The organism is Nocardia rosealba (assembly GCF_020216065.1).
Classification (GTDB): domain Bacteria; phylum Actinomycetota; class Actinomycetes; order Mycobacteriales; family Mycobacteriaceae; genus Nocardia; species Nocardia rosealba.
In genome coordinates this window covers 181,098-202,128 of the sequence record NZ_JAIWNA010000004.1, presented here as the reverse complement: position 1 = coordinate 202,128, position 21,031 = coordinate 181,098, and the positions used below count along the sequence as shown (strand labels likewise).

The window sequence follows — 21,031 nt, the reverse complement described above, 5'->3', positions numbered from 1 at the left end:
CGGACCGGTGCCGAGCTGGGCCGGGCGGTAGTCGTCGCCGCCGAAGCCCGCGTTCTCGGGGCCGAGATCGCCGTCGTCGGGGCCGATGTCGCTCACTTGGCGCTCAGCTCCGCCAGGCGCGCACTGATCCGGGCGACCTCGGCGGTGGCCACCTCGCGGCGGGCGGTGATCTTGTCGACCACCTGCTGCGGTGCCTTGGCCAGGAAGGCCTCGTTGGCCAGTTTGGCGGTGGTCTGGTCGAGGTCCTTCTGCGCGACCGCGAGATCCTTTTCCAGCCTGCGCCGTTCGGCGTCGAGGTCGATGGCACCGGAGGTGTCGAGCTGGACGGTCACCGTGCCCGCGGACAGGCGGACCTCCACCTCGGCGGTGGTCGCGAAGTCGTCACCGGGTTCGGTGAGGCGGGCCAGGTTCGCCACCGACGCCGCGAAGCCGGCGAGTCCGGCTTCCTCGATGCCGACCAGCGTGGCCTTCACCTTCTGCTTGTCGGCCAAGCCCTGATCGCCACGGAAGCGGCGGATCTCGGTGATGAGCCGCTGCGCGTCGGCGACCCGCTGGGCGGCCCGCTCGTCGGCGGCGACGCCACTGGCCTGCGGCCACGGCGCGACGACCACCGACTCACCGCCGGTGAGCGCCTTCCAGAGGGTCTCGGTGACGAACGGGATCACCGGATGCAGCAGGCGAAGCACCGCGTCGAGCACGTTGCCGAGGACCACCGAGGTGCTCTCGGCGCGCGCGTCGGACTCGGCGAACTGCACCTTCGACAGTTCCAGGTACCAGTCGCACAGTTCGTCCCAGGCGAAGTGGTACAGCGCCTCGCAGGCCTTGCCGAATTCGTAGGAATCGAACGCGGCGTCGACATCGGCGCGGACCTGGTCGAGCCGGTCGACGATCCACCGGTCGGCGTCGGTGAGGGTCTCGCGCGCGGGCAGGTCGCCGGTGCGGGCACCGTTCATCAGCGCGAACTTGGTGGCGTTGAACAGCTTGGTGACGAAGCTGCGCGAGGCGAGCGCGTGCGCGTCACCGACCGACAGGTCGCCGCCGGGCTGGGCGCCGCGCGCCAGGGTGAAGCGCAGCGCGTCGGCGCCGTAGGAGTTGATCCAGTCCAGCGGGTCGATGCCGTTGCCCCGCGACTTCGACATCTTCTTGCCGTGCTGGTCGCGGATGAGGCCGTGCAGGAACACGTCTTCGAACGGGACCTGCTTCTGCCCGCCCTTGCCCGCAGTGAGCACCGGGTCGTCGCTGACGTACATGCCGAACATCATCATCCGGGCCACCCAGAAGAACAGGATGTCGTAACCGGTGACGAGCACGCTGGTCGGATAGAACTTCGCCAGCTCGGGGGTCGCGTCGGGCCAGCCCATCGTGGAGAACGGCCACAGACCCGAGGAGAACCAGGTGTCGAGCACGTCGGGGTCCTGCACCCAGCCCTCGGGGGCCTGCTCGTCCGGGCCGAGGCAGACGATCTCGCCTTCGGGCCCGTACCAGATCGGGATGCGGTGGCCCCACCACAACTGACGCGAGATGCACCAGTCGTGCATGTTGTCGACCCAGTCGAACCAGCGCGGTTCCTGACTGGCCGGATGGATCTTCACGTCACCGTCGCGCACAGCGTCGCCCGCGGCCTTGGCCAGGGTGTCGACCTTGACCCACCACTGCATCGACAGGCGCGGCTCGATCGGCTCGCCGGAGCGCTCCGAGTGACCCACCTGATGTTTGTAGGGGTACTTGCGCCCGACGATGCGGCCCTCGGCCTCGAGGCGTTCGCGGATCTTCACGCGCGCCTCGAAACGGTCCATGCCGTCGAATTCGGTTCCGGTGTCGGCGATCCGGCCCGCCTTGTCCATGATCGTCGGCATCGGCAGGCCGTGGCGCAGACCGAGTTCGAAGTCGTTGGGGTCGTGGGCGGGGGTGATCTTCACCGCGCCGGAACCGAACTCCGGGTCGACGTAGTCGTCGGCGACGATCGGGATCTGGCGGCCGGTGATCGGGTGGTAGAGCGTGGTGCCGATGAGCGCCTTGTAGCGCTCGTCGTCCGGGTGGACGGCGACGGCGGTGTCGCCGAGCATCGTCTCCACCCGGGTGGTGGCCACGATGACGTGTGGTTCGTCGTCGTTCAGGGAGCCGAAGCGCATGCTCACGAGCTCGCCGTCGACCTCCTTGTGGTCGACCTCGAGGTCGGAGATGCCGGTCTGCAGCACCGGCGACCAGTTCACCAGGCGCTCGGCGCGGTAGATCAGTCCCGCGTCGTAGAGCCGCTTGAAGATGGTCTGCACGGCGCGCGAGAGCCCGTCGTCCATGGTGAACCGGTCGCGGCCCCAGTCGACACCGTCACCGAGGCGGCGCATCTGTCCCTGGATCTGGCCGCCGGACTCGCGCTTCCAGTCCCACACCTTGTCGATGAACAGCTCACGACCGAAGTCCTCTTTGTTCTTGCCGTCGACGGCGAGCTGCAACTCCACCACGGTCTGGGTCGCGATGCCCGCGTGGTCCATGCCCGGCAGCCACAGCACCTCGTACCCCTGCATCCGCTTGCGGCGGGTGAGCAGGTCCATGAGGGTGTGGTCGAGCGCATGACCCATGTGCAGGGTGCCGGTGACGTTCGGCGGCGGCAGCACGATGGAGTACGCCGGCTTGGCCGAGGTGGCGTCGGCGGTGAAGTACCCGGCGTTTACCCAGCCCTCGTACAGGTCGGCCTCTACCTCGCTGGGATTCCAGCTCTTGGGCAGGGCATCGGCACGATTACGCGAGTTGTCTGGGGCTGCGCTGGTCACGCCCCAATCCTAAGGGGAACGGACAACCGGGTTTCCCCCGCCTCACCCCGCAGTCCCAGCCACGTACGACCCGACCTCGAGGAGGGTCCGCCGCGAACCTCGCGCGCGCCAGCGCTCCAACTAAACAGAGGCGAGGTCTTCGGTGGATGAGGGACACCGAAGACTTCGCCTCTCGCAGTCGACTCTACCGGCGATTTTCGGCCGCCCCTCGAATACATAGCCAATTCTCAGATTCTTCCAAGCGGTGGTCGGCGAGGTTTGTGAGTGTCTCCATCGACACGCGGAAACTGTTGTCCGACAGGCCGGTCGACGCGAACTCAGGGTGTTCACCGATTGCCGAATTGTCTGTTTTCCCGGATTCTGGAGAGGGTGACGCCTCCGCTCGATGCCAGCTCCCCTTCCACCGATCGATCCGTGCCGTCCCGGACCGTCATTCCCGTCTCACTGCTGGACTTACGCGCGGACCACGTCGACGAATTGCGCTACCCCGCCACGGCGGTGCTGATTTTCGCCGGAGTGCCCGGTGCGGGGAAATCCACTGCGCTGCATCGCCTTTTCGGCGCCGACCCGAATGCGGAGCTGCCCGTGCGGACGGCAGCGGGTGCGCTGGTGCTCGATTCCAACCACGCCCGCAACCGATTGCGGCACCGGCTCGGCCGGGTCCCCTATCCCCTGTGGCGTCCGCTGGTGCACCTGGCGCACTACCGGGCGATCCGCGCGGCACTGCTGGTCGCCGACGGGCCGGTCGCCATCCACGACTGCGCGACTTTCGCCTGGAGCCGTCGCCTGATCGCGCGGTGGGCGCGCTCGGGTGAGCGCGAGGTGCACATGGTGTTGATCGATGTGCCCGCCACCCAGGCAAGGCGTGGTCAGGTCACCCGCGGCAGGCGGGTGAACACGGTCGCCTTCGGCGCGCACTGCCGCCGCTGGGAGAGCCTGATGCGCGACCTCGGCGCCCGCGGCACCGAACCACGCACTCCACTGCCCGCCACATCCGTGGTGATCGTCGACCGCCCGACCCTCACCGCGATCTCGGGAATCGCCTTCACCCCTGCCGCCTGATCGCCGGGTCGCGAGCTTCGGAGAACGCCCGCACTCACAGCTGCGGGTCAGGGCACCAGCACCGTCAACGCACCCGGCATCGCCTGGACGGTGACGGGAAGGGTGCCCGCCGGTTCACCGTCGGCGGTGGCATACCCACCCGACGCCGTGACGGTGATGCGGCGGGCGCGGTAGCGCTTGGTCGAGGGGTGATCGATGCGCTTGCCCGCCGACAGGGCGGGCAGCAGGCGCGCCATCTCGAGTCGCGAGACCGCGCCGACCACGGTGATGTCGAGGTAGCCGTCGTCGGGCAGGGCTTCGGGGCACACCAGCATGCCGCCACCGTAGGTGCGGGTGTTGCCGATGGGCGTCATCACGGCGTCGGTGTAGATCACCGCGTGCGCGTCGTCGGGGTTGTCGAGTGCGCCGGGCGCCAGACCCGACATCTCGATCTGGAACGGCAGCGTGTAACCGCGCATGAGTTCGGCGGCGGCGGCGAAGGTGTAGCGCAGCGGGCCGCGCGGGCGGCGCATCGCATTGGCGCGCAAGGTGACTCGCGCGTCGAACCCCGCGCCGACGATGGTGGCGAACCAGGTGGGCGTGGCGCCGACGGATTCGATACGGCCCAGGTCGATGGTCCTCGTGCGGCCGCGCAGCACGATCTCGGCGGCGGCGCGCGGGTCGCCGGTGGGGATGCCGAGTTCGCGGGCGAGGTCGTTGCCCGTGCCCGCGGGGACCAGCCCGAGCGGCACGCCGGTGTGGGCGACGGCGGCGAGCAGCACGTTCATCAGACCGTCACCACCCACGCAGACGACCGCGTCGGGCCGCCTGGCCGGGTCGGCGATCGCGGCGGCCACCTGCTCCACCGATTCCGCCGCGCTCGGCGCCCGCACCTGTGCGACCTCGACGCCACCGGCCAGGGCTACCGCCAGGACCGCCTCGGCGACACCGTCGCCGCGACCGGCACCGGAGTGCGGGTTGGTGACGAGCAATAATCGCTGTACCGAATGCTGTTTCACGGCACCAGCTTTCCAGGATTCAGCACGCCTGCGGGATCGAGTTCGTGTTTCACCGCCCGCAGCACCTGTACGCCCAGGTCACCGACCTCGGCACCCATCCACGGACGGTGGTCGGCGCCGACGGCGTGATGGTGGGTGATGGTGGCACCGGCCGCCATGATGGCGTCGCCCGCGGCGGTCTTGGCTACGCGCCACTGCGCGATCGGATCCTCGAGCTGCTTGGCGACGACGGTGAAGTACAGCGACGCACCGGTCGGGTAGGTGTGCGAGATGTGACACATCACCAGTGCGGGCGTGCCCTGCGCGGTGAGCGAATCCGACAGCGCGGCAGTCACTTTCGCCTTCAGGTTCGTCAGGTTCGACCAGCTGGTCGCGGTTTCCAGCGTCTCGCACAGCACCCCGACATCGAGCAGGGCGTCACGCAGGTAGGGCGCGGCGAAACGGCCGTGTTCCCACTGTTCGGCCGGGGCGGTCCCGAGCGCGGTTCCGCCTGCGGCGGCGAGCCATTCGCTCGCTTCGGCGCTGCGGGCCGCGACGTGGGCTGCGGTGCCCTCGAAGGTCGTCACCGCGAGGCAGCCCGACACGGGGGCGCCACCGATATCGCTCGAGCGGGCCAGGTTCAGACCGGTCTCGGCCTCGTCGGACAGGCGAAGCACCGTCGGCGCCGCACCTGTCTGCACGACGGTGCGCAGGGCGGCCGCGCCGGTGGCGAAGTCGGGGAACGACCAGGCCTGGTAGTCGGTGGTTTCGGGGATCGGGTGCACCCGCACGGTGACCGAGGTGATCACGCCGAGCGTCCCCTCGGACCCGACGAACAGTTCACGCAGGTCGGGCCCGGCCGCCGAGGCGGGCGCGCGGCCGAGATCGAGAGTGCCCTGCGGGGTGGCGACAACCAGGCGCTGGACCATGTCGTCGAAGCGGCCGTAGCCCGCCGAGGCCTGTCCCGACGACCTGGTCGCGGCGAACCCGCCGATGGTGGCGAATTCGAAACTCTGCGGGAAATGCCCGAGCGAAAGACCGTGTGCGGCAAGCAGTTTCTCCGCCTGCGGACCGGTGAGCCCGGCACCGAGGGTGGCGGTGCCACTCACCGGGTCCACGTCGGTGAGGGTGTCGAGCCTGCGCAGGTCGAGCGCGATCACGGTGGGGAACCGGCCGCGCACCGGGTCGACGCCGCCGACCACACTGGTGCCGCCACCGAAGGGCACCACGGCGACGCCGCGCGAGGAGCAGTACCGCAGCACCGCAAGCACCGCGTCGTGGTCGGCGGGCGCGACGATCGCGTCGGGCGCGTCCTGAGGGCGGGTGTCGCGGCGGCGCAGCAGGTCGAGGGTGCTCTTGCCGCCCGCGTGCCGCAGCCGGTCGATGTCGTCGGTGCTGACGTGCTCGGCGCCGACCAGGGCAGCGAGGTCCGCGCGGGTGGCGGCGGTGAGCGTGCTCTCGACCAGCGGCACGTCGCCCTCGTCGCGTCGTGCCGCCGGCTCACCCGAGATCCCGAAGACCTGGGTGAGCAGGCCGCGGATCTGCGCCGACAGGGGTTGATGTCCGGCGGGCACACCCCAGGCGTCCCACACCATACTCGGCCGTTCCGCCGTCGATCCGGACATTTCGCTGTTCAACTCGACCATGCGTTACATCCTGACATATAGTGTCAAGCAGTAACTACACGAGTTCTCCTCGAGTCGACCTCTACCCAGTTGTCGGATGTCACTGCCGCGAATTCGTGGCGACGAACCCACCGGCGCGCTCGATACCCTTGGGCGTTCCGGCCAGACCACGGCGCCCCACCACGGCGCCGTCGAACACCATGGGGGTGTACAGCATGATCGACCTCGCGGCTCGAGCTGACCAGCGGCTTTCGCCTACCGATATGGCGATTCTCGATGCCGCGCGGGCCTGCGTCGTCGATTTCGGGGTGCGCCGCACCACGCTCACCGAAGTGGCACGCCGCGCCGGTGTCAGCAGGCCGACGGTGTACCGGCGGTGGCCGGACACCGGCTCGCTGATCGCGGAACTGCTGGTGCGCGAGCTGCGCACCATCGTCGCCGAGACCATGCCCGACACGGGCCTCGGCCTCGACCGACTGGTGCGCGGCATCGTGGCGGGCGCGGCGGCAGTGCGGGCGAACGCGGTGTTCGCCAAGATCTTCCGCACCGACACCGACCTCATGCTCACCTACGTGTTCGGCAGGCTCGGGCGCAATCAGCGCACGCTCATCGAACTGTTCGCCACCGCGATCCGGATCGGCCAGGAAGACGGGTCGATCCGGGCGGGCGAGCCCGAGCAGCTTGCCGCCATGCTGCTGCTCATCGCCCAGTCGGCGGTGCAGTCGGCGGGCACGATGGCGCCGCTGCTCGAGGGCGCGCAGTTCGACACCGAGCTGGCGAGGGCGATCGAGGGTTACCTGCTTCCCTGAACCCCGACAAGGATTGTGATGACTGCTGATTCACCCACCGCGCTCGACGCGGCTCGCCGCACCGCCGACCTCGCCGCGCTCGGCGACCACCCGGAGGTGGATGTGGTGGTGATCGGCGCGGGCGTCACCGGTGCCGGTGCCGCGCTCGACGCCGCCGCGCGCGGCCTGCGCACCCTGCTGGTGGAACGCAACGACTTCGCGTTCGGCACGAGCCGCTGGAGTTCCAAGCTCGTGCACGGCGGGTTGCGCTACCTGGCGAGCGGGCGGGTCGGCATCGCCCACGAGAGCGCGGTCGAACGCGGCATCCTGTTGCGCACCACGGCACCCCATCTGGTTCGCCCCCTCCCCCAGCTCGTTCCGCTGCTGCCCGGTATGGGTGCGGCTCAGAGTTCGCTGATCCGTGCGGGCTTCGCCGCCGGTGACGCGCTGCGGATGGCCGCACGCACCCGGGCGGCGATCCTGCCGCGATCGCGAAAGGTCGCCGCCGCGGAGGCATTGCGGCTGGCGCCGACCGTGCGCCGTGACGGCCTGCGCGGCGGGTTGCAGGCGTGGGACGGGCAGCTCGTCGACGACGCCCGCCTCGTCGTCGCCCTGGCGCGCACGGCGGCCGGACAGGGCGCGACCGTGCTCACCCGCATGGAAGCCCTTGCTGCCGACGGCAATTCGGTGCGGCTGCGCGATACGCGCACCGGTGAGACGCTCGACGTGCGCGCCCGTGCCGTCGTCAACGCGACCGGTGTGTGGGCGGGCGAGGTCGACAGCAGCATCGAACTGCGCCCGAGCCGCGGCACCCACCTGGTGTTCGACGCCGCCGCCTTCGGTGGGCTCAGCGCGGCGCTCACGGTGCCCGTGCCCGGCAGCATCAGCCGCTTCGTGTTCGCTCTGCCTGCGGCCCACGGCCGCGTCTACCTCGGCCTCACCGACGAGGACGCCCCCGGCCCGATCCCCGACGAACCCCAGCCCACCGAAGCCGAGGTCGACTTCCTGCTCGACACCATCAACACCGCCCTGCGGGAACCGCTGACGCGCAAGGACATCCGTGGCCGCTTCGCCGGACTACGGCCCCTGCTGAAGACCGCCGACGACAGCACCGCCGACATCTCCCGCGAGCACGCCGTGCTCACCGCACCCGACGGGCTCATCACCGTCGTCGGCGGCAAGCTCACCACCTACCGGCGCATGGCGCAGGACGCGGTCGACGCCGCGATCGCGCAGGCGGGCCTGTCGGCCGCACCGTGCCGCACCACCCGGCTCCCGCTGGTCGGCGCGGTGTCCGGCGCCGCCCGCGACCGCATCGACGCCCCACCGGTCCTGATCGAGCGTTACGGGCACGAAGCGGGCGCCATCGTCTCGGCCTGGCTGGCCGACCCGACCCGCGCCGAACCCGTCGCCCCCGAAATCGACGTCACCGCCGCCGAATTCGACTTCGCCATCACCCACGAGGGCGCCGAAACGGTCGACGATCTCCTCGACCGCCGCACCCGCATCGGCCTTGTCCCCACCGACCGCGCCGCCGCGACCCCGGCCGCCGAAGCCGCCCTCGCCCGCAACGCCGCGATCATCGGACGTCGCTCGTAAGCCGCCCGACTCCGGAAGCGACCGCTACACCGACTCGAGGAGCCATGGCCGGCGCAAGGCCAAGCATTGCGAATAGGGCGCAGGACAGTCGCACACCCGCCGCCTAGACGCAGCGGCGGCGGACGGGTGGCGACTGGTGATCCGGGCGGGCACCACCGACTCGGACCCTCAACGTCGGTTCAGTCGTACACCCAGCTCGTCAGATCGACGCGCATGCACGCTCGCGGCCATTCGTCGAGGCCGTTGGCGGATTCCTCGGCGCGCACAGCGCGCAGGCCAGGTGGTTCGTCGTCGACGGGGATGTAGGTGAAGCCGAGCCGCTCGTAATAGGGCCCGTTCCAGGGCACCTCGGTGAAGGTGGTGAGGGTGAGTTCGCGCAGGCCGCGGGATTTCGCCCAGCTGACGGCGTGGTCGATCAGGCTCTTGCCGATCCGTAGACCGGAGTAGGCGGGGTCGACCGACACCTGGTCGATGTGCGGTTGCCCGTCGACGATGCCGAGCAGCAGGTAGCCGATCGGTTGGTCCTGCGCATCCGGCCACACCCAGGCGCGTTCGCCGACGAGGAACTCGCACAGTAGTTCCGCCGACGGCGGCTCGTCCTCGGCGACGGCGACCATGCCGATCTCGGCGAACGGCGCACCGGCGCGACGTTCGATCTCTTGCAGCGCGGCGATATCGCGCTCGCGAGCGAGCCGGATCGGCCCACCCGGCCGGCCGAGTTCACCGACCCGGATCGGTTCGCGGCGCCGAACGGAGTCGCCCGGTTCGATGGAGTAGCCGGTCCGGGTAACCAGCGCGGGTACGTGCTCCAGGCCGGTCATCGCACCTCCACGGGGGTGGTGAGGATGCCGTTGAGCAGCGCGTTCAGTGCCCACCGGGTGCGCGCGGCGGCGTCGCCCGCCAGGTGCTCGCGGACGGCGGTGATGTTCGGGTAGCGCCGGGCGGGCAGGTCGGCGAGGCGGCGCGAGACGGTCGTGTCGTCGTAGACGGCCCGCTCGGCGGCCGCGGCGGTGATGTGCGGGTACAGCAGGTCGACGGCCCAGGCGGCCCTGGCCGGGTCGAGCCCGCCCTCGCGCAGCAGGCCGAGCAACTGCTCGATCAGCCCGAGCGCGCGACCGGTGGACCGGGCGAACGCGATGAGCGCGAGACCTTCGTGGCGGCCGAGCGCGTCGACGGCCGAGGTGACGAGGGTTTCCAGGCGCTCGCGCCAGTCGCCGTGGGTTGGTGTCGGTACGGCGGCGAGGACGTGGTCGAGCATGCCCGTCATCAGGTCGTCGCGATTGGCGACGTAGACGTAGAGCGAGGCGGCACCGGTATCGAGTTCCTGCGCCACCCGGCGCATGGTGAGCGCGGCCGATCCCTCGGAGTCGAGGATGCGCAATCCGGTCTCGATGACGAGGTCACGACTCAGTGGAGCTTTCGCCGGTCTGGCCCGGCGACTGACGGGTGCGGCATTCATGGCAGGTAATCCTACTCGCCACCCGAACGTCGTTTGCGACGAACAATGTTCGCGAGACCGTCCGGTCAGTTTGCGAAGCCTGCGACAACCCGCTTCCGAGCCCGCCGTGTCCCTCTATGCTGGCAGTGACCCCGTCCGACAAGGAGGCGTTGATGCGCGCGCATTCGTCCACCGTGGCAATCGTGCCCGGTACCGGAATCGTCGCTCGGTTCGGCGATGTCGTGGTCTATCTGGCCGGCGAGACACCGTCGACCGACCGGTTACTCGGTGCGGTCGAGACCGTCGCGCTCAACACCACGGCCTCGGCACCCGGTGCGGCACTCGCCCAGCGGCTGGCCGGGGTGGTGTTCGGTGGCGCGTCGGCGCCACCACCGTTCGGTGTTCTCGCCCCCACCGCCGACGGGATCCTGATCTTGTTGCGCGGCACCGTGATCGCGGAGGTCTCCGGCGCCGAGGGCAACCGCCGGCTGGCCGGGGACCGCGCCTTCACCTGGGTCGACGAGATCATTCGCGAACCGGTGCGCCGCATCGCCATCGGCGCCGAGATGGCCGACCCGACCAGCGCCAACCCGCGAACGGATCTACGCGCGGGCATCGTCAACGGCAACGGTTTCGTGCTCAACCTGGGCCGTCGTCGCGGGCCCGCACCGCGCCGGGTGGAGGCGATCGACGAACCGCCACCCACCGAGGCCACCGGTTTCCAGGCGGTGCGCCCGCGCAGCGAGGCCGAGCCCGTTTCGGCACAGCCGTCGACCAGTGGTTTCGCCGTGGCCGACGAGCCGGTGACGAGCATTCCGGAGGGTGAGACCGTGAGCGTGGGTGGTCGGCCCGATTCCGGTGAGGGCGCCACTGTGAGCACCGGTCCGCGCAATTCTCCCGCCACGCACGCACCGCTGGCGTGGTCACAGGCGATCGATGCCGCCAAGCGCGCCGAGCCCGTGGGGCTGCGCAAAAGCCAAGAGCACCTGGGCAATTCGACCAGTCCGCGGGGCGCCTTGGTCACCGAGGACGGAATGAGCTATCCCCTCGACCGGCCATATGTGCTTGGCCGCAACCCCTCTGGCGACAATTCCGTTCGCCAGTCCGCGGCCACGCCGATCCTGATCGAACGCGATCGGCTGGTCTCGCGGGTTCATGCCTTCGTCGATCCCGACCGGGGCAAGGTGTTCGTTCGCGAAGCGCCCGCCACCTCCGGCACCTATTTCGCCGCCCCCGACAGCGACCGTTGGTCGCGGGTGGGCACCCTCCCGATCGAGCTGCAGCCGGGCTGGCGCCTGCGTATCAATGATTTCCTGCTGACCTACTGCGTCTGAGCTCCGGCGAGCCCGAGACCATCCCGACGCCCGTGCGTGGTGCACCACGGGCGCCGGATCACGATCCGGCTCAGGCCTCGAGGGCGTCGAGCAGTGCCGCGCGCTGGCGTGCACCGAGACCACCGATACGACGATCCTCGGGGATCTCGGCCTGATCCATCAGCTTGGCCGCCTTCACCGGGCCAACGCCCGGCAGCGCCTTGATCACGGCCGCGACCTTGGTCTTCTTGACCAGGTCGTCGCTGTCGGCCTTCTTGAGCAGATCGGCGACGGTGACCTTGCCCTCCTTCACCTTGCCGATCAGTTCCGAGCGCGCCTTGCGCACGGCAGCCGCTTTGGCCAACGCCTCGGTGCGCTGTTCGGCGGTCATCGTAGGCAGTGCCATGTCTCCTCCGCTTCCACTCGTCACTCGAACATCTGATTGACGGACCGAGTAAACAGCACGAAATCAGCAGCATCAGTCCGACACACCGCGAGGATACGCCGATGAGTTTTGCGAGGTGAGCCCGTCTTAATGGGTGAACGCCCTGCAAGGCGGACGAAACGGACGAAATGAAGGTTTCCGAACACCAGGTAACACGCTGGTGACCGGTAGCGACATCATCAACAGAAGCACTGAACGGGACAAAGGTTCAACGGCGAACCACGGAGGATCAAAGAAGCTCCTCGGCAACCGGGCGCGAACGATGCGAATCGTTCGTCACCGTGTCCACGAAGGCCTCTGAAAACACCTACACAGTTGTGCGCCAGAAGTTTCCGGCATCCGCATGTTCGATCGACCCGGACCTCGGATGTGCCTCGGGCGCCTCGATGCGCAACAATGACGCGACCAGGCGAACCCTTTTGCACACTGGAGTTGCGATGCGCGAGGAACACCCGCTCGATGACGAAGTCCTCGCGTTGCCCGTCCGGGTGGAACGTGCCCGGCAACGCATCACGTATCAATCCGACCCGGCGCTGACCGACGCGCTCTCGGAAGACGAACTGCGCGCCGAACGCGAGCTGGCCGAGAAGATCCGCACCTACGAGCGCGATCAGCGCTGGAAGCAGATCAAAGCCGCTTCGACGCACGCCGACCGCCTGCGCGAGACGACCGCCGAGCTCGAACGAGCCGAGATGGCCGACCTCATGCTCGCCCGCAAGGCCATCGCCGCGCAGCGCCGCGAATCCAACCCGCGCGCCCGGCTGGCCTCCCTCTACCAGCACCGGACCTGGTCGTTGCGCGCACTGGCGGGCGTGGTGATCGCGGGCATGCTGTGGTCGGCGGTGAACGTGCAGCACAACATCGCCCCCGGCGGCCCGAGCGACCCGCTGTTCTGGGCGAGTTTCGGCCTGGAGGCGATGATCAGCGTCTGCCTGGTCATCATCATGATCGGCACCACCCGGGTCTCGGAGTGGGGCGTGATGGGCAACCGCACCCAGGTGTTCGTCGCCGAGGGGTTCCTGCTCGCACTCACCATCGCCCTCAACACCTACCCGCATCTGAGCGCGGGCAACTGGTACGACGCCGCCGTGCACGCGGTTGCCCCCGTGATGATCGGTGTGGCCCTGCTCATCCACAATGCCGCCAGCGCGCGCTACAGCACCGCCATCGCCCGTGCCTCGGCCGAGATCCCCGCCGAGGACGACGAGGACATCGTGTCGGCGGCGCCTTCCTTCCGCGACAACTGAGCGACCGCGACAACTCACCACACAGCACAGCGCCCGCCGGATCGGATCCGGCGGGCGCTGTGGTGTTCGGGGACGGCCTAGGCCGACTTGTCGCGACGCTCCGTGCGCTGGGCCTTGCGCGGCACGATGGTCGGCAGGACGTTCTCGGTGACGGTGTCGGCGTTCACGACCACCTTGGCGACGTCGTCGCGGCCCGGGATGTCGTACATCACCGGCAGCAGGACTTCCTCCATGATCGCCCGCAGACCACGCGCACCGGTGCCGCGCAGGATGGCCTGATCGGCGACCGCTTCGAGGGCGTCGGGGGTGAACTCGAGGTCCACACCGTCCATCTCGAACAGGCGAACGTACTGCTTGACCAGCGCGTTCTTCGGCTCCGAGAGGATCTTGACCAGCGATTCCTTGTCCAGGTTCGTCACCGAGGCGACGATCGGCAGACGGCCGATGAACTCGGGGATCAGACCGAACTTGATCAGGTCCTCGGGCATCACGTCGGCGAAGTGGTCGTCGGTGTCGACCTCGGCCTTGGAGCGCACCTCGGCGCCGAAACCGATACCCCGGTGACCGGTGCGGTCGGAGATGATCTTCTCCAGGCCCGCGAACGCGCCCGCCACGATGAACAGCACGTTGGTGGTGTCGATCTGGATGAACTCCTGGTGCGGGTGCTTGCGTCCGCCCTGGGGCGGCACACTCGCCTGCGTGCCTTCCAGGATCTTCAGCAGCGCCTGCTGCACACCCTCACCGGAGACATCGCGGGTGATCGACGGGTTCTCGCTCTTACGGGCGATCTTGTCGACCTCGTCGATGTAGATGATGCCGGTCTCGGCGCGCTTCACGTCGTAGTCGGCGGCCTGGATGAGCTTGAGCAGGATGTTCTCGACGTCCTCACCGACATAACCGGCTTCGGTGAGCGCGGTGGCGTCGGCGATGGCGAACGGCACGTTCAGCATCTTGGCCAGCGTCTGCGCGAGGTAGGTCTTGCCGCAACCGGTGGGGCCGAGCATCAGGATGTTCGACTTCATCAGCTCGACGGCCTCACCCCGGCTGTCGCGACCCTTGTCGCCCGCCTGGATGCGCTTGTAGTGGTTGTAGACCGCGACGGCGAGGGTCCGCTTGGCGGTGTCCTGGCCGATCACGTAGTTCTCGAGGAAATCACGGATCTCCGAGGGCTTGGGCAGCTCGTCGAGCTTGACCTCGCTCGACTCGGCCAGCTCTTCCTCGATGATCTCGTTGCAGAGATCGATGCACTCGTCGCAGATATAGACCCCAGGGCCCGCAATGAGCTTCTTGACCTGCTTCTGGCTCTTTCCGCAGAACGAGCACTTGAGCAGATCGCCGCCGTCTCCGATGCGCGCCATCTCGTAGGTCCCTACTTCCTATGTCCGAGTGCGACCCTCGTCCTCCGATTGGGCCGGAATACGTTTCGGTGCCGACAATCAGAGCAATGGTCCCTGAGTCGACCGTACCTGCTGTGCGCGAGCCAGGTCGACAACTCGCGCATGTTCGATGTGTTGGGTTGTAGCAGAAAACCGGGTCCGCCGCCGGGTAGCAGACGACGGACCCGGGCGTGTCACTTCTGTCCGCTGAGCTTGCGGTAGTCGAAGACCTGGTCGACGATGCCGTATTCCTTGGCTTCCTCGGCGGTCAGGATCTTGTCGCGGTCGGTGTCCTTGCGGACCTGCTCCTCGGACTTGCCGGTGTGCCGCGAAATCGTGACCTCCATGAGACGCCGCATCCGCTCGATCTCGGCGGCGGCGATCTCGAGGTCGGACACCTGACCCTGCACGCCGCCCGAGGACGGCTGGTGGATCAGGATGCGCGCGTTGGGCAGCGCGGCCCGCTTGCCGGGGGCACCGGCGGCCAGCAGCACGGCGGCGGCCGAGGCCGCCTGGCCGAGGCACACCGTCACCACGTCGGGGCGCACGTACTGCATGGTGTCGTAGATCGCCATCAGCGCGGTGAACGAGCCACCGGGCGAGTTGATGTACATGGTGATGTCACGGTCGGGATCCTGCGACTCCAGCACCAGCAGCTGGGCCATGATGTCGTTGGCCGAGACATCGTCGACCTGGTTGCCCAGGAAGATGATGCGCTCCTCGAACAGCTTGTTGTACGGGTCGGAGGTCTTGACGCCGAACGAGGTCTGCTCGGTGAACTGAGGCAGGATGTAGCGCGACTGCGGGTTGGCGGCAGCAGCGCCACCGAGGCCTGCGCGCGGGTCGATCAGATTGGCCATGGTTGTCTCCAGGGTCGAGTCGAGTGTGTCGGGGCGCGGCGGCGGTTACTTCGTCTGGTTCGCGTGGCTGACCACGTGGTCGATGAAGCCGTATTCGAGGGCTTCCTTCGCCGTGAACCAGCGGTCGCGGTCCGCGTCCTCGGTCACCTGCTCGACCGATTTGCCGGTGTGCAGCGCCTGCAGCTCGTTGAGCTCGCGCTTGGTGTGCGCGAACTGCTCGGCCATGATCGCGATGTCGGCGGCCGAACCACCGATGCCCGCCGACGGCTGGTGCATCATGATCCGGGTGTGCGGCAGCGCGAAACGCTTGCCCTTGGTTCCCGCGGTGAGCAGGAACTGACCCATCGACGCGGCCAGACCCATCGCGACGGTCCTGATGTCGCACTCGGCGAACTGCATGGTGTCGTAGATCGCCATGCCCGCGGTGACCGAACCACCCGGGGAGTTGATGTAGAGGGAGATGTCCTTGGTCGCGTCCTCGGCCGAGAGCAGCAGGATCTGCGCGCAGATCTTGTTGGCGATCTCGTCGTCGACCTGGGTGCCCAGGAAGATGATGCGCTCGCGCAGCAGCCGTTCGTACACGGAATCACTGAGGTTGAGACCAGCAGTAGCGGCTGTCATGACCCCTGCCTGGTTGATTGTCACGGATACCTGCCTTCTCTTCTCACCGATTGCAAACGGCCTACGGTTCGTCGTCGTCTCAAACACTAACGAAACAGGGCGGCACCGAACTCCCGGTACCGCCCTTCTTCGCTCACAGCGCAATCAAATCACGCGGCGCGAACTTACTCAGCAGCGGCTTCGCCCTGCTCGGTCTCGGCGGATTCCGCAGGGTCACCGAACATTTCGGTGGTGTCGACCTCGTTGCCGTCGGTGTCGGTGACCTTCACCTGACCGACAACTCCGGCCAGCGCCTTGCCGCGGCGCACGTCGGCGAAGACCGCGCCGAGCTGACCGGCCTGCTGCACCTGCTGGATGAACTGCTCCGGCGACATGCCGTAGCGCTGGGCCTGGAACAGGATGCGCTCGGTGAGCTCCTGCTGGCCCACCTGGGTGCCCTCGGCCTCGGCGATGGCATCCAGCAGCAGCTGGGTCTTCACCGACTTCTCGGCGGCTTCCTTGGTGTCCTTGTCGAACTCCTCGCGGGAGGAGCCCTGCGCCTCGAGCGCCTCGGCCAGCTTGGCCTCGTCGTGGTCGAAGCCGTGCACGGCGTCGTGCAGCACCGCGTCGACCTCGGCCTTGACGACGGCCTCGGGCAGCGGCACCTCGACGGTCTCGAGCAGGGTGTCGAGAACCTTGTCGCGGATCTGACCGGCCTGCTCGATCTTCTTGGTGCGCTCGACGCGGCCCTTCAGGTCTTCCTTGAGCTCGTCGATGGTGTCGAATTCGCTGGCCAGCTGGGCGAATTCGTCGTCGGCCTCGGGCAGCTCGCGCTCCTTGACCGACTGCACGGTCACGGTGATCACGGCTTCCTTACCGGCGTGCTCGCCGGCGACCAGGGTGGAGGTGAACTCGGCGGACTCGCCGGCCTTCAGACCGATGACGGCCTCGTCGAGGCCCTCGATGAGCTGACCCGAACCGACCTCGTGCGACAGGCCGGTGGTCGCGGCCTCGGGCACGTCCTCGCCGTCGACGGTGGCCGACAGGTCGATCGAGACGAAGTCGCCGTCCTGCACGGCCCGCTCGACACCGGTCAGGGTGCCGAAGCGCTGACGCAGCGAGGTGAGCTGCTGCTCGATGTCCTCGTCGCCGATGGTGAAGGAATCGACGGTGACCTCGATGCCCGAGTAGTCGGGCAGGGCGATCTCCGGGCGAACGTCGACCTCGGCGGTGAAGGCCAGCTCGTCGCCGTCCTCGATCTTGGTGATCTCGATCTCGGGCTGGCCGATGACCTTCACCTCGCCGGCCTGCACGGCCTCGGCGTACTTGTTCGGCAGCGCGTCGTTGACGACCTGCTCGAGCACGGCGCCACGGCCGACGCGGGTCTCGATCAGCTTGGCCGGGGCCTTGCCGGGACGGAAGCCGGGGATCTTCACCTGCTGGGCCAGCGCCTTGTACGCCTTGTCGAAGTCGGGCTTCAGCTCCTCGAAGGGCACCTCGACGTTGATCCGGACCCGGGTCGGGCTCAGCTGCTCGACGGTGCTCTTCACGGACATGCTCCTTGGTTCGTAGTTCATGGTGGTGGCCCCCGCATGGGGCGTCGCGCCCTGAGTCGGTGCGGACGCACGCATCCCGACCAGGGTAGTTGACCGCAGGCGCGGTCGTGCAATCGGCGGTTGGTTGCGGTGGCGGCTAGCTGCCGACCTGCACCGCGTCGGTGACGAAGACCAGTGTCTCGTTTGGTGCGACCCCGTTGCCGCCCTCGCCGTAGCCGAGATCCGGCGGCACGATGAGCAGCCTGCGCGCACCCTGCTGCACGCCGAGCAGGCCCTTGTCCCAGCCCTCGATGACCTGGCCCGCACCGAGCGTCAGGTCGAAGGGCGCACCGCGCTTGAACGAGCTGTCGAGGGTCTGCTTGTCCGACCAGGTGACCAGCGCGTAGTTCATGGTGAGCGGCTGCATGGCCACCGCGCCGGGTCCGGTGCCGGGCACCAGGTCCTTGACGAGCAGCGACTTGGGCGGGGTGCAGTCGTCGGGGATGGTGATCTCCGGCGGGTCACCGAAGCCACCGGCCACCTTGATGTCCTCGGCGATGCATTCGCGGGTGGGAGCCGCCTTGGATTCGGCCGTTCCGCTGTCGGACCCGCACGCCGCGCTCGCGAGGGCGGCGAGGGCGACCAGTCCGGTCCCGATGATCCTGGGGAGAGAAACCATGGCCCGCACAGTAGTGGAGCGCGGATCCGACGGCGCGAACCGGCACGACGGTAGGCTCGGCACTGCGTTTCTCCACCGGCGCCGCCGGGTGTCCTCCGGCGCGCCGACCAGTCCGGCGGCGGGCGACGCCGCAGCTCAGGCGAGTGCGAGGAGAGTCAGCGATGACCCGGCTCAGCAACAGCGAGGGCGATACCGCCGCCGACAACGTGGGCGGCGGAGGCGAAGGCGAATCCATTGCCCCTCAACCCTATTCACTCACCGCGACCCCAGGTCCGCTGACCGGCGAGGAATTGATCGCGGTCGACACGTGGTGGCGGGCCGCGAACTATCTCGCGGTCGGCCAGATCTATCTGATGCGCAACCCGTTGCTGCGCGAGCCGCTGCGTTCCACCGACATCAAGCCGCGCCTGCTCGGCCATTTCGGCACGGTGCCCGGCCTGAACCTGGTGTGGGCGCACGCGAACCGGGTGATCCGCGCACGCGACCTGAACGCAGTCTTCGTCGCGGGCCCCGGCCACGGCGGACCCGGCCCCAACGCCTGCGCCTGGCTCGAGGGCGCCTACGCCGAGCTCTACCGCGACATCCCCCGCGACGCCGACGGTATGCGCCGCTTGTTCCATCAGTTCTCGTTTCCCGGCGGCGTCCCGAGCCATTGCGCCCCCGAGACCCCCGGTTCGTTCCACGAGGGCGGTGAGCTCGGCTATTCGCTGCTGCACGCCTACGGCGCCGCGTTGGACAACCCCGATCTCACGGTGTTCTGCGTGATCGGTGACGGCGAGGCCGAGACCGGCCCGCTCGCGGGCAGCTGGCACGCGAACAAATTCCTCAACGCGGCCCGCGACGGCGCGGTGGTGCCGATCCTGGCGCTCAACGAGTACAAGATCGCCAATCCGACGATCCTCGCCCGCATCCCCCGCGAGGAGCTCATCGAACTGCTGCGTGGGTACGGCTACGAACCGCTGATCGTGTCGGGCAACGATCCGTCGCGAGTGCATCAGAAGATGGCCGCCGCCATGGACGCCTGCCTCGACCGGATCGCCGGGTTCCAGCGGGCCGCGCGCGAGGACGGCGACACCACCCGCCCGCGCTGGCCGATGATCGTGCTGCACACGCCGAAGGGCTGGACCTGTCCCCCGGTGGTCGACGGCGAGCGGGTCGAGGGCACCTTCCGCGCCCATCAGGTCCCGTTGCCCGCGGCGCGCACCGACCCGGAGCACCGGCGGGTGCTCGAGGAGTGGTTGCGGTCGTATCGGCCCGAGGAACTCTTCGACGAAGCGGGCAGGCCGGTGCCCGCCCTGCTCGACCGGATTCCCGATCGGCCGATGAGCCTCAATCCGGTGGCCAACGGTGGGCTGCTGGTCCGCGATCTCGACCTACCCGACTGGCGCGAATACGGCGTGCCCGTGGAGCAGCCGGGGGCGAGCAGGCACGAACCGACCCGGGTGCTCGGCGGCTGGCTGCGTGACGTCACCGCTCGCAACCCGCACAACTTCCTGACCTTCGCCCCCGACGAACTCGCCAGCAACCGCTTGCAGGACATCCTCGAGGTGACCGGCCGCGACTGGCAGGCCGAGGTCGGGCGCTGGGATGTGGCGTTGTCACCGACCGGGCGCACGGTCGAAGTGCTGTCCGAACACATGTGCCAGGGCTTGCTCGAGGGCTATCTGCTCACCGGCCGCCACGGCGTGTTCACCTGTTACGAGGCCTTCATCCACATCGTCGACGCCATGTTCAACCAGCACGCCAAGTGGCTCGACGCCAGCCTCGCGGTGCCCTGGCGACGCCGCATCCCGAGCCTGAACTACCTGCTGAGTTCGCATGTGTGGCGTCAAGACCACAACGGCTTCACCCATCAGGACCCGGGTTTCCTCGATGTGGTGGTGAACAAGAGCCCCGAGATCGTCCGGGTGTATCTGCCGCCCGATGCCAACACCCTGCTGTCCACCTACGACCACTGCCTGCGTTCGCTGCACTACGCGAACGTGGTGGTCGCGGGCAAACAGCCAGGGCCGGACTGGCTTTCGGCGCCGGAGGCCGCCGTGCACTGTGCGCGCGGGGTCGGCATCTGGGAGTGGGCCGGGCACAACGACGACCAGGGCACCACCCCCGATGTGGTGCTTGCCTGCGCGGGCGACGTCCCCACGCTGGAGACGCTCGCCGCCGCCGCGATCCTGCGCGACCGCCTGCCCGACCTGCGGGTGCGCGTGGTCAATGTGGTCGACCTGATGCGGCTGCTGCCGGCCGAGGAACATCCGCACGGGCTGTCCGACGCCCATTTCGACACCCTGTTCACCACCGACCGGCCGGTGATCTTCGCCTTCCACGGCTACCCGTGGCTGGTGCACCGGCTCACCTATCGCAGGCGCAATCACGCGGGCCTGCACGTGCGCGGATACAAGGAGAAGGGCACGACGACCACCCCGTTCGACATGGTGATGCTCAACGACCTCGACCGCTTCCACCTGGTGCTCGACGTGATCGACCGGGTGCCCGGCCTGCGCACGCGGGCGGCGGGTCTGCGCCAGGAGATGGTCGACGCCCGGCTCGCCGCGCGCAGCTGGACCAGGGAGCACGGCGAGGATATACCGGCCGTCGCGAACTGGGTCTGGCCGGAGGCGTCGGTCCCCACTGTGACGTAACGCGGTTGCGGCACGGGTCGCGACTGGCCGACGATGGAGGCGATGACCGAGCAACGCCGTATCGACATACTCCCGCG

The 21,031-nt window shown here is 68.6% G+C and carries 17 protein-coding genes; 6 read left to right on the top strand and 11 right to left on the bottom strand.

From position 1 onward, the window contains the following. Positions 1–92: 92 nt before the first annotated feature. Positions 93–2,771 carry a valine--tRNA ligase gene (locus tag LDL21_RS17765; protein WP_225281013.1) on the bottom strand — a complete coding sequence of 893 codons (2,679 nt, stop codon included), beginning with the start codon at positions 2,769–2,771 and terminating at the stop codon, positions 93–95. Between the two features lie 414 nt (positions 2,772–3,185). On the opposite strand from LDL21_RS17765, the gene LDL21_RS17760 reads away from it, so the two are divergent. After that, entirely contained in the window at positions 3,186–3,833 is a 648-nt protein-coding gene (locus tag LDL21_RS17760) for an AAA family ATPase (RefSeq protein WP_225281012.1), read from the top strand. 47 nt (positions 3,834–3,880) lie between these two features. On the opposite strand, the gene LDL21_RS17755 is transcribed toward LDL21_RS17760, so the two are convergent. Then, on the bottom strand, positions 3,881–4,831 hold the full coding sequence (locus LDL21_RS17755; protein WP_225281011.1) for a diacylglycerol kinase family protein: 951 nt from the start codon (positions 4,829–4,831) through the stop codon (positions 3,881–3,883). Next, positions 4,828–6,456 (bottom strand): FAD-binding oxidoreductase, encoded by a 1,629-nt coding sequence (locus tag LDL21_RS17750; protein ID WP_225281010.1) that lies wholly within the window; start codon positions 6,454–6,456, stop codon positions 4,828–4,830. The genes LDL21_RS17755 and LDL21_RS17750 overlap by 4 nt, the downstream gene beginning before the upstream one ends. A gap of 179 nt (positions 6,457–6,635) precedes the next feature. Between LDL21_RS17750 and LDL21_RS17745 the strand changes: the two genes are divergently transcribed. Both LDL21_RS17745 and LDL21_RS17740 read left to right on the top strand, forming a co-directional pair. Beyond that, positions 6,636–7,244 (top strand): TetR/AcrR family transcriptional regulator, encoded by a 609-nt coding sequence (locus tag LDL21_RS17745; RefSeq protein WP_372462199.1) that lies wholly within the window; start codon positions 6,636–6,638, stop codon positions 7,242–7,244. Positions 7,245–7,262: 18 nt separating this feature from the next. Next, on the top strand, positions 7,263–8,822 hold the full coding sequence (locus LDL21_RS17740) for a glycerol-3-phosphate dehydrogenase/oxidase (protein ID WP_225281009.1): 1,560 nt from the start codon (positions 7,263–7,265) through the stop codon (positions 8,820–8,822). A gap of 179 nt (positions 8,823–9,001) precedes the next feature. Here LDL21_RS17740 and LDL21_RS17735 read toward each other — a convergent pair whose 3' ends face one another. Together LDL21_RS17735 and LDL21_RS17730 are read right to left on the bottom strand one after the other, a co-directional pair. Continuing rightward, positions 9,002–9,643: a GNAT family N-acetyltransferase gene (locus tag LDL21_RS17735; protein ID WP_225281008.1), complete on the bottom strand. Its 642-nt coding sequence runs from the start codon at positions 9,641–9,643 to the stop codon at positions 9,002–9,004. Then, positions 9,640–10,281 carry a TetR/AcrR family transcriptional regulator gene (locus LDL21_RS17730; protein WP_225281007.1) on the bottom strand — a complete coding sequence of 214 codons (642 nt, stop codon included), beginning with the start codon at positions 10,279–10,281 and terminating at the stop codon, positions 9,640–9,642. Before LDL21_RS17730 ends, LDL21_RS17735 begins: the two co-directional genes overlap by 4 nt. A gap of 152 nt (positions 10,282–10,433) precedes the next feature. Between LDL21_RS17730 and LDL21_RS17725 the strand changes: the two genes are divergently transcribed. Further along, positions 10,434–11,594 carry an FHA domain-containing protein gene (locus tag LDL21_RS17725; RefSeq protein ID WP_225281006.1) on the top strand — a complete coding sequence of 387 codons (1,161 nt, stop codon included), beginning with the start codon at positions 10,434–10,436 and terminating at the stop codon, positions 11,592–11,594. A 70-nt stretch (positions 11,595–11,664) separates the two neighbouring features. Here the strand turns inward: LDL21_RS17725 and mihF are convergent, their stop codons facing one another. After that, a complete protein-coding gene (mihF, locus tag LDL21_RS17720) occupies positions 11,665–11,979 on the bottom strand; it encodes an integration host factor, actinobacterial type (protein ID WP_019045768.1) in 315 nt (104 codons plus the stop codon). Between the two features lie 476 nt (positions 11,980–12,455). Between mihF and LDL21_RS17715 the strand changes: the two genes are divergently transcribed. Then, positions 12,456–13,265, top strand: coding sequence for a hypothetical protein (locus tag LDL21_RS17715; RefSeq protein WP_067486980.1), 810 nt, complete (start codon positions 12,456–12,458; stop codon positions 13,263–13,265). A 77-nt stretch (positions 13,266–13,342) separates the two neighbouring features. On the opposite strand, the gene clpX is transcribed toward LDL21_RS17715, so the two are convergent. The 5 genes from clpX to LDL21_RS17690 form a co-directional block, all read right to left on the bottom strand. After that, positions 13,343–14,623 (bottom strand): ATP-dependent Clp protease ATP-binding subunit ClpX, encoded by a 1,281-nt coding sequence (clpX, locus tag LDL21_RS17710; RefSeq protein ID WP_067486214.1) that lies wholly within the window; start codon positions 14,621–14,623, stop codon positions 13,343–13,345. A 212-nt stretch (positions 14,624–14,835) separates the two neighbouring features. Then, a complete protein-coding gene (locus LDL21_RS17705) occupies positions 14,836–15,501 on the bottom strand; it encodes an ATP-dependent Clp protease proteolytic subunit (RefSeq protein ID WP_067486212.1) in 666 nt (221 codons plus the stop codon). Positions 15,502–15,546: 45 nt separating this feature from the next. Further along, positions 15,547–16,122, bottom strand: coding sequence for an ATP-dependent Clp protease proteolytic subunit (locus LDL21_RS17700; RefSeq protein WP_220139703.1), 576 nt, complete (start codon positions 16,120–16,122; stop codon positions 15,547–15,549). A gap of 164 nt (positions 16,123–16,286) precedes the next feature. Continuing rightward, positions 16,287–17,651 (bottom strand): trigger factor, encoded by a 1,365-nt coding sequence (gene tig, locus LDL21_RS17695; protein ID WP_181700579.1) that lies wholly within the window; start codon positions 17,649–17,651, stop codon positions 16,287–16,289. Between the two features lie 142 nt (positions 17,652–17,793). After that, complete coding sequence (locus LDL21_RS17690) at positions 17,794–18,315, bottom strand: FKBP-type peptidyl-prolyl cis-trans isomerase (protein ID WP_181700581.1); 522 nt, start codon at positions 18,313–18,315, stop codon at positions 17,794–17,796. Positions 18,316–18,476: 161 nt separating this feature from the next. Here LDL21_RS17690 and LDL21_RS17685 point away from each other — a divergent pair, with 161 nt between their 5' ends. After that, positions 18,477–20,954, top strand: coding sequence for a phosphoketolase family protein (locus LDL21_RS17685; RefSeq protein WP_225281005.1), 2,478 nt, complete (start codon positions 18,477–18,479; stop codon positions 20,952–20,954). Positions 20,955–21,031 lie beyond the last annotated feature (77 nt).